A 13,097-nucleotide genomic window follows, 5' to 3' on the forward strand; every position below is an offset into this window, starting at 1 on the left:
TTTTATATTAACGAATTAAGAAGCCCCCAATAGTCTGGTTATTTATCAATCAAAAAACTACAATTTGTTTGGGTCTAAAGTCTTTTGTTTTTTTATCTCCGCCTGGATGATATTATTTTTCACTTCTTTGAGCAAATGATTTTTCGCTTCTGCAAAAGTAATGTCATAAACACGATTCATTTCTTGAAATTCCAACGGAAATTTAGAAAGAAGTTTTGTGTAATAACTATCTAGAACTTCTCTGGAAGGCGCCGTAAATTCCAATTGCATTTCGAAACGGCGCACCAAAGCCTCGTCTATCATTTGGATTTGATTGGTTGCAGCTATTAATACGGAACGATTGGGGAAATTATCTATCAATTGAATAATCGAGTTCACTACTCGTTTCATCTCCGTACTGTCTTTGTTGTCGTAATCCCGAATTTGACCCAAGGAATCAAATTCATCGAAGAATAAAACCGAACTTTCGTATTGCACTTCTTTGAACAATCCTTCGATATTCTTGGAGGTTTCCCCTAATTTGGAAGAAACAATCCGGGAGAGATTGACAATGATTAGTTTTTTTTCCAGTTTTCGGGCAATTGCTTTGGCAGTCATTGTTTTGCCACAACCTGTTTTGCCGTGCAACAATATTTTATTGACCACAGGCAACTCGTATTGCTCCAAAACTTGACGAAACTGATATTCCTTCAAGAATTGATTGATTTGCTCGGAAACAGCGTCATTGAATACTACATCTTCAAGTTGAACGATGCTTCGGTCTGTAAAATATAATAAACTCAAGTGGATTGGATTTTAAATAATGTTTCTTTTAGAAAATGGATTTATTACTTTCTGATGGTCTTTAAATGTTTTTTTACCTCATCCCAAGTGTACAACTTGGATTTGCCTTCTTCTAAATCCTTAATTCGAATATCTAATTCTTTCTTTATGTCTTTAGAAATTTTCATCATAACTCTATTAATATTAAAAACAACAAAATTAAACAAATTTACTCATGAAAACGCTAACATCTAGCCCCGATTGAAGTGAAAATACTCTTATCTCGCTCCTTTAACGAGATAAAAGATTGCAACGAAAAGCAAGATTAGCTTCTAAAAAAAAACAGCCATCATTACGACAGCTGTACTTTTTAAAAATTAAATCATTATGAAGCTTGTCTTATAATATCCAGGGAGATCCTTATGAGAGACTCAGTGGTCGGTTGTCCATCATTATATTCAATTAAATTAGACACATCAACATTCGACCTAATTCTTTCATGATTCTTTACATAAAATGTTTTAGTAGAACCATTAATCCCTAAAACAAAAGTGATTTCATCATACTCTCCTTTATTTAAAAAAGGAATCTTTTCATTTGACGAGGAAAATGTATCAAAAGGTTCTAACAAAATATTCTTAACATTTTGCCCTTCAGCCATGTCATTATTCAGTTTAAAAACTCTTTCTTCCCTTCCCAACAATGCATCATTTTCAACTAATTTAAACTCTTTAAGCTTTCCAAATTCAAGATAATTTTGAATAAAATATCTCGGCGGAGCTTGTCTTAAATCAAGCACATAATTTGAAATTCCTTTAGTTCTCATAAAATTATTAAAGGCATTTTCAAATATAGATTTTACTCCATGATTTTCTTTCTTTTCAACAATCAAAAATCCGGATTTTGAATTTTTAGGAACATGAATTAAATAGAAAAATTCTTTAGAAAACAAATCCTTTTCTTCAATATTAAATTTTAATTGATTTGTCTTTCTATCTTTAATTTTACCTTTTTCTCCCGTATAAGAGGAATCAAAATATCCAGAAATATTTCTATTAATTAAATCTTTCTTTTGACGATCACTAAGAGTAAATGTCCTATATATTCCTTGAGCATCTATATAATCCCTAACATTTTTATGAATATATCCACAAAAATCATTCATTGTATCTAACAAGTCTTCTTCTTCATTATAAAAACTTAAAACTTGTTGTTCTTTTGCTTTATTCAAAAGCATAAATCTATAAATATTCAAATTTACCATACCTTTTCTTATTTAAATTATTAAATTGATTTTGTTAATAATTCCCACAACCCTTATAAAACAAAGAATTGAAAAAAAGTTTATCAACATTTTAAATTCTGTGAATAATTTAACTTTGAAAAATGATATTTTTTTATACATTTGAAGTATAAAATAAGCAGGTGAGGTAACCTCATCATCTTAATATAACTTAATTTAAAAAAGCTTCCTACGGCATTATTATTAAGTTTTCAAAGTTAGGGGTATCACAGATATCCCTTTTTTTATGTCATTATTTTTTTTCTTTACCTCAGCATGTATTTTAAGGTTAAATATATTTAAAAGGCTTCAACTTAATTGAAGCCTTTTTTATTTTATGAATTTACGACCCACACATTTCGCAATCTTCAGGATCTGCGGCTTGTGCTTTTAGCAACATAGCTTTGAAATCCTCAACATCTATTGCTTCTGTCACCGGAATTTCTTCTTGTTTTTTATCGTTGTTTAATGTGAACTTAATTGCATCGACTGCCGCTTTTGTCCTCAAATAATACATTCCTGTTTTTAAACCTGATTGCCAAGCATAGAAATGCATCGATGTTAATTTTGAATAATTGGCATCTTGCATAAACAAGTTTAATGATTGTGACTGATCTACAAAATAACCTCTTTGACGAGACATATCGATAATGTCTTTCATAGACATTTCCCAAACGGTTTTGTACAATTCTTTCAAATCTTGCGGAATGATATCAATGTTTTGAACCGATCCGTTGTGACGCATGATTTCTTGTTTCAGGTCGTCATTCCACAATCCTAATTTCACTAAATCGTGCAATAAATGTTTGTTCACCACAATAAATTCACCAGACAATACACGTCTTGTGTAGATATTTGAAGTATAAGGTTCGAATGCTTCGTTGTTACCCAAAATTTGAGAAGTCGAAGCGGTTGGCATTGGCGCAACCAACAATGAGTTACGAACACCGTTTTTCACTACTTCTTTTCTAAGTGAAGCCCAGTCCCATCTTCCTGATAATTCTTCGTCTTTCATTCCCCACAAATTGTGTTGAAATTCTCCGTTTGACATTGGAGATCCTTTGAAAGTAGAGTAAGGACCTTCTTCGATTGCCATTTCCATAGAAGCTGTACAAGCTGCAAAGTAAAGGGTTTCGAATATTTCCTGATTTAATGTTTTAGCTTCATCACTTGTAAAAGGCAAACGCAACATAATAAAAGCATCAGCAAGTCCTTGTACCCCAAGACCAATTGGTCTGTGACGCATATTGGAATTTTCGGCTTCTTTTACAGGATAATAGTTTCTGTCGATTACTCTGTTTAAGTTACGAGTTACACGTTTGGTCACATCGTACAACAATTGATGATTGAATTTTCCGTTATCAACGAACATTGGCAACGAAATAGAAGCCAAATTACAAACTGCCACCTCATCACTTGACGTGAATTCCATAATCTCGGTGCACAAATTCGAAGAACGAATCGTACCTAGATTTTTTTGGTTTGATTTTCTGTTGGCTGCATCTTTGTACAACATATAAGGAGTTCCGGTCTCAATTTGTGACTCTAGGATTTTCTCCCACAATTCACGTGCTTTGATGGTTTTTCTACCTTTTCCTCTAAATTCATAATCCGTATATAAAGCTTCGAATTCTTCTCCGTACACATCATACAAACCTGGACATTCGTTAGGACACATCAAAGTCCAAGTCGAATCTTCCTGTACACGTTTCATGAATAAATCTGAAGTCCACATCGCAAAGAATAAATCTCTGGCTCGCATTTCTTCTTTACCGGTATTCTTTTTCAAGTCTAAGAAATCAAAGATATCAGCATGCCAAGTTTCGATATAGATAGCAAAGCTTCCTTTTCGTTTTCCACCACCTTGATCTACATAACGAGCGGTATCATTAAACACTCTCAACATTGGTACAATTCCGTTTGAAGTACCATTTGTACCACGAATATAAGACCCAGTTGCACGAACATTATGAATAGAAAGTCCAACTCCACCAGCTGATTGCGAGATTTTTGCCGTTTGTTTTAAAGTATCGTAAATACCATCAATACTGTCATCCTGCATTGCCAAAAGAAAACAAGATGACATTTGAGGTTTTGGCGTACCTGCGTTGAATAAAGTTGGTGTTGCATGGGTAAAGAACTTTTTGGACATTAAGTCGTAAGTCTCCAATACCGACTCTAAATCTCCAAGGTGTATCCCAACAGAAACACGCATCAGCATGTGTTGTGGACGCTCTACGATTTTTCCGTTTATTTTTAATAAATACGAGCGTTCTAGTGTTTTAAAACCAAAATAATCGTAATTAAAATCTCTATTATAAATGATATGTGAATCCAAAAATTCAGCATTTTCCATAATCACTTTATGAACCTCTTCGGCCAATAAAGGTGAATCTTGATTGGTTCTTGGATTGATGTAATGAAACATTTCATTCATCGTTTCCGAGAATGATTTTTTGGTGTTTGAATGTAGATTTGAAATGGCAATACGAGCAGCCAATTGTGCATAATCCGGATGAGCGATGGTCATAGAAGCAGCAGTTTCAGCAGCAAGATTATCAAGTTCTGATGTAGAAACCCCATCGTACAACCCTTCAATAACTCGCATAGCAACTTTAACCGGGTCTACCAATTCGTTCAAGCCGTAACATAATTTTTTGATTCTCTCCGTAATTTTATCAAACATTACAGGTTCCTTGTGGCCGTCTCTTTTTACTACAAACATACTTTTATCTATTTTTTAATTAATGAATTGTGACTTACGAACAGTAGGAATTCATAATTCATTTTTTTACTCATTGTCAATCCATAAACCATTTCGATATTTTGTTTCATCGCATAAAATGAAATGAAACAAAACGCCGTCATTTGACCTGAAATAATCAGGCTGAATTAACTTAGTTCTTAGATTTGGGGAATCTTAAAAAAACCTCTTAATTATAATTATTTTTATTATTTTTTTAGTGCGATCAAATACTATAGAAAATATTTGAAATTCAAAACCACTTTCTAAAAATCAGCGTCGAAGCTAATTTTTTGGGAATCACCTTCGGTAACTTTAACCCCTGATTTTTGATATTCGGCAACTTTTTTCTCAAAGAAATTAGTTTTTCCTTGAAGTGAAATCATGTCCATGAAATCAAATGGATTGGTAACATTATATTCTCTATCACAACCCAATTCTACCAATAATCTATCGGCAACAAATTCTAAGTATTGAGTCATTAAACCTGCATTCATTCCTATCAAACTCACGGGAAGTGATTCGGTAATAAATTCTCTTTCGATATTCAAAGCATCAACGATAATGCCTCTTATTCTTTCTTTTGGTACTTTATTAATCAAATGGTGATTGTGTAAATGCACAGCAAAATCACAGTGAACTCCTTCATCACGAGAAATCAACTCATTAGAAAAAGTCAAACCTGGCATCAATCCACGTTTTTTCAACCAGTAAATAGAACAAAATGCACCTGAGAAAAATATTCCTTCTACCGCTGCAAAAGCAATTAGCCTTTCGGCAAAAGAATCGGATTCAATCCATTTCAAAGCCCAGTCTGCTTTTTTTCTAATAGCTGGAAAAACATCTAATGCATTAAACAAATCTGATTTTTCGTTTTCGTCCTTAACATATGTATCGATCAAAAGCGAATACGTTTCGCTATGAATGTTTTCCATCATGATTTGGAAACCATAGAAAAATTTTGCTTCGGCATATTGCACTTCATTCACAAAATTTTCGGCTAAATTTTCATTTACAATCCCATCCGAAGCCGCAAAAAAAGCAAGAATGTGTTTTATAAAGTAACGCTCATCATCATTTAACTTATTATTCCAGTCATTCAAATCTTGCGACAAATCAATTTCTTCAGCAGTCCAAAAACTAGCTTCCATCATTTTATATCTTTCCCAAATATCATGATGCTTGATTGGAAAAATCACGAAACGATTTTTGTTTTCTTGTAAAATTGGTTCTAGTTGAGACATTGGATTTTTGTTGTTTATTTTGATTTTTTATACTGAAAATAGGTGCGAAAAGCGAATTACAAAGATTGTGAAATAATGCGGTTATTAAAAGCCAAACTTATTCACAATACCTCATAGTTTTTAACAAAAAATAAAAATGGGAATATTTTTCATACAAAGAATATTTAATTGATAATCAATGCATTAAATACATAATAAAGCGTTAAACGCCTGTAAAATATAGGAATTTAAAAAAATATGAAAGCTGTTTAGTATTCGTTTTTACAAACCTTTTTTTAAGTCTTCGGCCACTTTTTCAAGTTCCAAATACCAATCTTCGCCAAAGCGACGAATAAGGGCTTCTTTGACAAATTTGTATACAGGAACTTCGAGTTCTTGCCCTAAAGAACAGGCTGCATCACAAATATCCCATTTGTCATAATTGACTGCGGCAAACTCTGTAAAATCTTTAACGCGCACAGGGTACAAATGGCAGGAGACAGGTTTTTTCCAGTCTATTATTCCTTGGTTATAGGCTTGTTCAATTCCACAAAGAGCAGTTTTTCCATCAAAAATAACATACGCGCAATCTTTGTTGTCTATAAGTGGAGTCTCCATATCCCCATCCGTTCCATTTATCCAGGTTCCTTGGGCTTCAATAGCTTCAATTCCCTGTTTTCTTAAAAATGGTTTTACTTTTGGATAAATTTCCTCCAATATTTTTGTTTCTGCCAAAGTCAATGGCGCTCCAGCATCTCCATCGACGCAACAAGCTCCTTTGCAAGCTGACAAATTACAAACAAATTCTTTTTCGAGTATATCCTCCGAGACGATGGTTTTTCCTAGTTGAAACATTTTGCAAAGGTAACCAAAGATTCAAGAAATAAAAAGCACACTTGAACATAAGTCCCCAAACGAGACAAATTAACACATTGCAACTATTTTACTTACATAAATTTATGATCTATTTTTGCTACAATACACAAAAAGACCTTGCCAAGTGATTTCCGATAGTGATCTTTAGTAAATTGGGATATCCAAAGTAGAAACTCAGGATTTTGGTTCTAATGATTTAATACTACAATTCTCAAAATAAAAAAATAACCGTATTTTTGAATTCCAAAATATTTTCACCTGAACTATTCATAAAAAAAACAATCTTATGATGGATTTTAATTTAAAAGAAATAATAACTGTGGGCATGGTGCTTTTTGCAGTAATTGATATCGTTGGGTCTATTCCTATAATAGTAGGATTGAGAGCCAAACACGGCCATATCGAATCAGAAAAAGCAGCATTAGTGGCAGGATTGATTATGATTTTGTTTTTATTTATTGGAGAGGAATTTTTAAGTCTAATAGGGATTGACGTTCATTCATTTGCAGTAGCAGGATCTTTTGTGTTATTCTTTTTGGCTCTGGAAATGATTTTAGGAATTCATATTTATAGAGATGAAGAAGCGAGTTCTGCCTCAATTGTTCCATTAGCATTCCCGTTAATTGCCGGAGCTGGAACTATGACTACATTACTTTCTTTGCGCTCACAATTTCATACTGTAAATATTGTAATTGCAATTATTTTAAACATTATACTAGTGTATTTAGTCTTAAAATCATCTGGTAAAATCGAAAGAATGCTAGGAAAAAACGGACTTGGCGTGATACGCAAGACATTTGGAGTTGTACTTTTGGCTATTGCTGTTAAATTATTCGCCGCTAATGTTAAAGATTTGTTTGTCTAAAAAAAAAAATTATAAATTTACCCCCTAATATTTTATGTGCTTAGAATTCCCCGTTTTTTAAGTTGCCCCTTTTAAATCTAAAATGCATCCTAAAAACTTCTTCAACACAATAAATAAAATTAAAAACCTATGAAAATTTTTACTAACATTTTAGTGCTTTTGGCAGTAGCGCTACTGATCTTCAACATTACATTAATCGATTTTCAAAATCCATTTAAAGGAGATAGTATAATAGCATTTGTTGGGATAGCAGCCTCATTTTGTGCAGTATTGATTCTTCTTATTTTTAGAATGTCTAAAAAAATAGTTGAAAAAATGAATGATAACGCATAACTGTGTTTGATGTTCTCATTATAGGCGGTGGTGTATCTGGCGTTTCATGTGCTCAAGTACTGGGATCTGCCTTTAGAAAACCATTTGCATCCAATAAAAAAATTGGAATTTTCACCCATCAAAAAGCTTCTTCACTTCAAGAAGCTGTTTTTTTCAATGCTTACGGCATTACCCCGGGCAAATTAGGTTCAGATTTGCTAATTGAAAGTATTGACCATTTAAATAGTACCTATCCTCATATTCTTCAGATTCCTGACGAAAAAGTATTGAAAATAGAAGGTCATTATCCAGATTTTACTGTTATTACAAATAAAAAATTGTACCATACGCAAAACATTGTTATTGGAATTGGTTCGGCCAATACTTTTGCCATCGAAGGTTTGATGCAATTTGTAGAACCTCACAAAAAAGCACTACCAGAAAAAAAAAGAATCCAGCTTAAGAATACCGACCACAAAGTAGCTGATGGTATTTACGTGATAGGAACACTTGCAGGATGGAGAAGCCAATTGTCTATTGCTGCTGGAAGTGGCGCTGCTGTTGCTACAGATTTACTTACATTATGGAATGATGGTATTCAGACCCATTCTCACGACAGTATTCGAAAATAAATTTTCAAAAGAAGAGTATTATAAAATATTTCTTTGAAGATTTAAAGTTTTGTATTTTGTTTCAACACCGCTTTTATCATAGCATCTTCCTTTAAAACCATTTCATAATAATATTTGTCGCCAAACAATTGGCGTGCAAATTCGGCATTTACAAATCTTTTTACCAAAGCTTTATTTTTACTGAGATTGACATCCAAACCATTTTGAGAAAGATATTTCTGAAAAGCATTAAAATACATATCTGTTGTATTAATTTTTGCAGAAAATTGCTCGAAAGAATCATTTGAAAACAGGTTTCTGTTTTTGTCTAATTCCTCAAATACAAAATGTCCCACAATCCCCGACTGCAACAAATACGATAAGTTTTCGGCTCCATGTTCTTCTTCTAGAGGAACGAAAACATCAGGCACTATTCCGCCACCGCCATAAACAATTTTGCCTTTTTTAGTTTTGAATTTTAAGGAATCCACTACTTTTATACTGTCTTTTTTGTATAATTCTCCATTCAAAAAACGAGAATCAGATTCTTTATAATAATCTTCATTTCCTTTTGTATAAGGCTTTTGAATAGAACGTCCAGTTGGAGTATAATACCTAGCAATTGTCAATCGAACAGCTGAACCGTCTTTAAAATCCATTTCGCGTTGCACCAATCCTTTTCCAAAAGAACGTCTTCCAACAATAGTTCCCCTGTCATTATCTTGTATGGCTCCCGCCAAAATCTCACTGGCAGACGCACTATTCTCATTTATTAAAACAAAAACTCTTCCGTTTTCAAAAGTACCCTGTTGCGTGGCAAATGTTTTTTCGACAACATTTTTTTTGCTTTTGGTAAAAACGATTAATTCCTTATCTTTCAAAAACTCATCCGCAATAGCAATAGCTTCTTCCATATAACCTCCTCCATTATCGCGAACATCTATGACTAGAGTTTTCATTCCCTGCTTTTGCAAACTTGCCAATCCCGTTTTAAATTCATCAAAAGTTGTTTCGGCAAAACGGTTTATTTTAATAAATCCTGTAGTTTGATCTAAAAGTAGCGCAACATCTACACTTTTTAAAGGAATAATATCGCGTTGAATCGTTATTTTAATTTTTTTGTGCTCAGATTTTCTGTAAACCGTCAGTTCAATTTGAGAACCTGCTTCTCCTTTTAATGTGGCATACAAACTGTCATTTGGTAATTTTCGCCCAAACAATTTAACTTTATCTGCATACAAAATTCGATCTCCAGCTTTGATTCCCGCTTTGGCAGAAGGTCCATTTTTTACTGGATTAATCACTGCCACGGAATCGTTGTACATATAAAAATTGATTCCAATACCAACAAAATCACCTTTCATGGTTTCAGCAATTTCGGCTTGCTCACTTGGCGGTATGTATATCGAGTGTGGATCCAATTGCGCCAAAATTTTATCTACCGTAAGATTAACAATGGAATCTGTATTTATATCATCTACGTACTCATTATCAATAAAATCAATTAGTTTGTTTAGTTTTTCTTTAGCATATCTTTTATCCAAAAAGCGACTCGTTTCGGGAGTATTTGACACACTGCCAATAAAAATTCCTAGCGCAAATATTGCTCCGATGAGAATTGGTAAATATTTGGGATTGAATTTCATTGTTTTTAATGCTAAATAATTTTTAACCGAATTTTTTTATTCTTCTAAATCAGGAATATGCTCTACTTCTATTCCTGCTTTTATTAAAAATTGAACTCCAGAGTCATCACGGTATCCATTATGATACACCACTCTTTTTATACCGGATTGATGAATTAATTTGCTGCATTCTTTGCAAGGTGAAAGCGTAATATACAAAGTTGCCCCTTCACAAGATTGAGTAGATCGGGCTACTTTTAGAATTGCATTTGCTTCGGCATGCAAAACATCCCATCGCGTTAATCCCTCTTCATCTTCACAACAATTTTCAAAACCGGATGGCGTACCATTATATCCATCAGAAATAATCATTCTATCCCTAACAATGATGGCACCTACTTGTTTTCTTTTACAATATGATAACAAACCCCATTCGGTTGCAATTCTCAAATAGGCTTTGTCGTATTTATTTAATTTTTTTTTATCCATTTTTTATCTTTTCCAGATTTCGCTTTCCAATATCATTGGCAAAACTACACCAATTATAAATGCCGACATCACCAATGTCCAATCTCTTTTTGAAAATCGAAAAAATGTTTGTACTATATATGACAATATTAGAACCACAAAAACTACCACAATTTGTGCTGTTTCAATTCCGATGGCAAATTCTGCCATAGGCAACAGTTTTGAGCTTGGACTTCCTCCTAATATTGTTTTAAAATAATTTGAAAAACCCAAACCGTGAATAATTCCGAAGAACAAAGTTATTACAAAAACCAGATTAATACTTCCATTTTTACTAGATTTTCCAGCAGTAAATAAGTTATAGAGAGCCGTTATTAAAATTGTAATAGGAATAAGCAATTCCACCACATTTACTTTGATGGCAATAATTCCAAAGACCGAAAGAAACAAAGCTGTAGTGTGTCCTACAGTAAAAATAGTGACCAAAAGTAAAATTCTTTTCCAATCATTGAAGGAGAACGGAACCGCCAAAGCTATTAAAAACAAAACATGGTCATACGCATGAATATTCAATACGTGTTTTAATCCTATTTGAAAATAAATCAAAAAATCTGACATAGGTATTTTATTAAATTGATAAAGGGTTTGTAAACTTACGATTAATTTTGAAAATGGAAAATTTGAATAAAATCATTCTTCAAAAAAACTAAAAGAGAAGTGAATTGTACAAAAAAATCGTCAAAAACAAAACCATTAGTAAAAAATTAATTATCTTTATGTCAAACCTAAAACACCTCTATTATGCCATTCTCCGATTTATTTAGCAGCGAATTCAACCAAGCAAACAAAGGTAATTTTTCAGCCATTGTACGCGTAGCCTATGCTGGCGGAAACATTACTGAGCAGGAACAAAAATTTCTTGATAAACTAGCAGTGGATCTTGAGATTTCTGAAGAAGAATACAAAGAAATTTTAGAAGACCCAAACAAATATCCAATCAACGCACCATACTTATACATTGAAAGACTAGAAAGTCTCTATAAAATAGCTCGAATTGTTCGTAGAGACCATCAGCTAGGAGACAAACAAGAACATCTAATGATAAAATTTGCATTAGCCTTAGGCTTTACTCCTGGAAACGTAAATTATATTGTGGACAAAGCATTAAAATTGGTCGATAAACATGTAGATCTTGATACTTTTATATATGAAATGAAAAACATGTATAAATAAATAAAAACAGCTCCCAATTGGGAGCTGTTTTTGGTTTAAATTTTAAATTCTTTGGTTTATTATTTGGTTTAATATTTACTCAGTTTTGCCTTGTGCATAAACTCTTCTGCTTTTTCAACCATGTTTAAACTTCCGCAAAAGAAAGGTACTCTTTCATGTAACTCTGTAGGTTGCAGTTCCATTATTCGATCAAAACCATCCGAAGCTTTTCCACCAGCCTGTTCTACGATAAATGCCATTGGATTGCATTCGTACAACAAACGCAACTTTCCTTTTGGTGCTTTTTTGCTGGTTGGATAAATATAAATTCCCCCCTTAATCATATTTCTATGAATATCTGCCACTAAACTCCCAATGTAACGAGAGGTATAAGGACGTTCTTCTTCTTCGAGTTGGCAATATTTAATATAGTCTTTCACTCCTTGTGGGAAATGAACATAATTTCCTTCGTTGATGGAATAAATAGTACCGTCTTCGGAGAATTTCATGTTGGGATGCGATAGATAAAAAGTTCCAATGGCAGGATTTAATGTAAAACCGTTTACACCATGACCTGTAGTATAAACCAACATCGTTGATGTACCGTAAATCACATAACCTGCTGCCACTTGATTGATTCCTGGCTGCAAAAAATCCTGTAAAGTAACCGGAGTTCCTATGGGTGTGATTCTTCTATAAACCGAAAATATGGTTCCCACGGTAACATTCACATCAATATTGGAAGATCCGTCAAGGGGATCCATCAAAACCACATATTTATTATTATGACTGCTATCGCTTCCTTCAACAGTAATAAAATCATCATTCTCTTCTGAAGCTATACCACAAACAATTTCACGATTAATCAGAGTTTGAATAAAGATTTCATTGGCATATACGTCCAATTTTTGTTGATCTTCGCCTTGAATATTTTGCTCTCCGGCAGCTCCAATTATGTCAACTAATCCGGCTTTGTTTACTTTATAATTTACAACTTTGGCCGCCAAACGAATCGAGTTGATAATTCTGGATAATTCACCAGATGAATACTGAAAGGCTTTTTGGTTTTCAATGATAAATTCGCCTAGTGTTTTGTTTTGTTCTTCCATTACGCAATC

General features: G+C 33.2%; 14 protein-coding genes. 4 read left to right on the forward strand and 10 right to left on the reverse strand.

The window, feature by feature from the left end; translation table 11 throughout:
• Positions 1–57 precede the first annotated feature (57 nt).
• The 6 genes from OLM57_RS02600 to OLM57_RS02625 all read right to left on the reverse strand — a co-directional run bounded on the left by OLM57_RS02600 (position 58) and on the right by OLM57_RS02625 (position 6,865).
• A complete protein-coding gene (locus tag OLM57_RS02600) occupies positions 58–783 on the reverse strand; it encodes an AAA family ATPase (protein ID WP_264565680.1) in 726 nt (241 codons plus the stop codon).
• Between the two features lie 44 nt (positions 784–827).
• A complete protein-coding gene (locus OLM57_RS02605; protein WP_264565681.1) occupies positions 828–953 on the reverse strand; it encodes an addiction module protein in 126 nt (41 codons plus the stop codon).
• A 194-nt stretch (positions 954–1,147) separates the two neighbouring features.
• Positions 1,148–2,026 (reverse strand): hypothetical protein, encoded by an 879-nt coding sequence (locus OLM57_RS02610; protein ID WP_264565682.1) that lies wholly within the window; start codon positions 2,024–2,026, stop codon positions 1,148–1,150.
• A gap of 361 nt (positions 2,027–2,387) precedes the next feature.
• A complete protein-coding gene (locus OLM57_RS02615) occupies positions 2,388–4,769 on the reverse strand; it encodes a ribonucleoside-diphosphate reductase subunit alpha (protein WP_264565683.1) in 2,382 nt (793 codons plus the stop codon).
• Positions 4,770–5,053: 284 nt separating this feature from the next.
• The gene (locus tag OLM57_RS02620; protein WP_264565684.1) at positions 5,054–6,031 is read right to left on the reverse strand and encodes a ribonucleotide-diphosphate reductase subunit beta; all 978 of its coding nucleotides are present in this window, start codon (positions 6,029–6,031) and stop codon (positions 5,054–5,056) included.
• A gap of 261 nt (positions 6,032–6,292) precedes the next feature.
• Positions 6,293–6,865, reverse strand: a complete 573-nt coding sequence (locus OLM57_RS02625) for a DUF3109 family protein (RefSeq protein ID WP_264565685.1) — start codon at positions 6,863–6,865, stop codon at positions 6,293–6,295.
• Positions 6,866–7,172: 307 nt separating this feature from the next.
• On the opposite strand from OLM57_RS02625, the gene OLM57_RS02630 reads away from it, so the two are divergent.
• The 3 genes from OLM57_RS02630 to OLM57_RS02640 all read left to right on the forward strand — a co-directional run bounded on the left by OLM57_RS02630 (position 7,173) and on the right by OLM57_RS02640 (position 8,695).
• Entirely contained in the window at positions 7,173–7,751 is a 579-nt protein-coding gene (locus OLM57_RS02630; protein ID WP_264565686.1) for a MarC family protein, read from the forward strand.
• A 129-nt stretch (positions 7,752–7,880) separates the two neighbouring features.
• Positions 7,881–8,084, forward strand: coding sequence for a hypothetical protein (locus tag OLM57_RS02635; RefSeq protein ID WP_264565687.1), 204 nt, complete (start codon positions 7,881–7,883; stop codon positions 8,082–8,084).
• A gap of 2 nt (positions 8,085–8,086) precedes the next feature.
• Positions 8,087–8,695 (forward strand): NAD(P)/FAD-dependent oxidoreductase, encoded by a 609-nt coding sequence (locus tag OLM57_RS02640; RefSeq protein ID WP_264565688.1) that lies wholly within the window; start codon positions 8,087–8,089, stop codon positions 8,693–8,695.
• A 41-nt stretch (positions 8,696–8,736) separates the two neighbouring features.
• On the opposite strand, the gene OLM57_RS02645 is transcribed toward OLM57_RS02640, so the two are convergent.
• From OLM57_RS02645 to OLM57_RS02655, 3 genes are read right to left on the reverse strand one after another with little or no spacing between them, the layout of a single operon-like run.
• Positions 8,737–10,320: a S41 family peptidase gene (locus OLM57_RS02645; RefSeq protein WP_264565689.1), complete on the reverse strand. Its 1,584-nt coding sequence runs from the start codon at positions 10,318–10,320 to the stop codon at positions 8,737–8,739.
• Positions 10,321–10,356: 36 nt separating this feature from the next.
• The gene (locus OLM57_RS02650) at positions 10,357–10,788 is read right to left on the reverse strand and encodes a deoxycytidylate deaminase (RefSeq protein ID WP_264565690.1); all 432 of its coding nucleotides are present in this window, start codon (positions 10,786–10,788) and stop codon (positions 10,357–10,359) included.
• 3 nt (positions 10,789–10,791) lie between these two features.
• A complete protein-coding gene (locus OLM57_RS02655; protein WP_264565691.1) occupies positions 10,792–11,385 on the reverse strand; it encodes a HupE/UreJ family protein in 594 nt (197 codons plus the stop codon).
• Between the two features lie 183 nt (positions 11,386–11,568).
• Here OLM57_RS02655 and OLM57_RS02660 point away from each other — a divergent pair, with 183 nt between their 5' ends.
• Positions 11,569–12,000: a TerB family tellurite resistance protein gene (locus OLM57_RS02660; protein ID WP_264565692.1), complete on the forward strand. Its 432-nt coding sequence runs from the start codon at positions 11,569–11,571 to the stop codon at positions 11,998–12,000.
• Between the two features lie 68 nt (positions 12,001–12,068).
• On the opposite strand, the gene fbp is transcribed toward OLM57_RS02660, so the two are convergent.
• A complete protein-coding gene (gene fbp / locus OLM57_RS02665) occupies positions 12,069–13,088 on the reverse strand; it encodes a class 1 fructose-bisphosphatase (protein WP_264565693.1) in 1,020 nt (339 codons plus the stop codon).
• Positions 13,089–13,097 lie beyond the last annotated feature (9 nt).

The sequence above is a fragment of the Flavobacterium sp. N3904 genome, assembly GCF_025947305.1.
GTDB lineage: Bacteria > Bacteroidota > Bacteroidia > Flavobacteriales > Flavobacteriaceae > Flavobacterium.

Excerpts from the sequence above, each read along its gene's own strand:
- OLM57_RS02605 (WP_264565681.1), bottom strand. The coding sequence starts at position 953 with ATGATGAAAATTTCTAAAGACATAAAGAAAGAATTAGATATTCGAATT.
- OLM57_RS02610 (WP_264565682.1), bottom strand. The coding sequence starts at position 2,026 with ATGGTAAATTTGAATATTTATAGATTTATGCTTTTGAATAAAGCAAAA.
- OLM57_RS02615 (WP_264565683.1), bottom strand. The coding sequence starts at position 4,769 with ATGTTTGTAGTAAAAAGAGACGGCCACAAGGAACCTGTAATGTTTGAT.
- OLM57_RS02620 (WP_264565684.1), bottom strand. The coding sequence starts at position 6,031 with ATGTCTCAACTAGAACCAATTTTACAAGAAAACAAAAATCGTTTCGTG.
- OLM57_RS02625 (WP_264565685.1), bottom strand. The coding sequence starts at position 6,865 with ATGTTTCAACTAGGAAAAACCATCGTCTCGGAGGATATACTCGAAAAA.
- OLM57_RS02630 (WP_264565686.1), top strand. The coding sequence starts at position 7,173 with ATGATGGATTTTAATTTAAAAGAAATAATAACTGTGGGCATGGTGCTT.
- OLM57_RS02635 (WP_264565687.1), top strand. The coding sequence starts at position 7,881 with ATGAAAATTTTTACTAACATTTTAGTGCTTTTGGCAGTAGCGCTACTG.
- OLM57_RS02645 (WP_264565689.1), bottom strand. The coding sequence starts at position 10,320 with ATGAAATTCAATCCCAAATATTTACCAATTCTCATCGGAGCAATATTT.
- OLM57_RS02650 (WP_264565690.1), bottom strand. The coding sequence starts at position 10,788 with ATGGATAAAAAAAAATTAAATAAATACGACAAAGCCTATTTGAGAATT.
- OLM57_RS02655 (WP_264565691.1), bottom strand. The coding sequence starts at position 11,385 with ATGTCAGATTTTTTGATTTATTTTCAAATAGGATTAAAACACGTATTG.
- OLM57_RS02660 (WP_264565692.1), top strand. The coding sequence starts at position 11,569 with ATGCCATTCTCCGATTTATTTAGCAGCGAATTCAACCAAGCAAACAAA.
- fbp (WP_264565693.1), bottom strand. The coding sequence starts at position 13,088 with ATGGAAGAACAAAACAAAACACTAGGCGAATTTATCATTGAAAACCAA.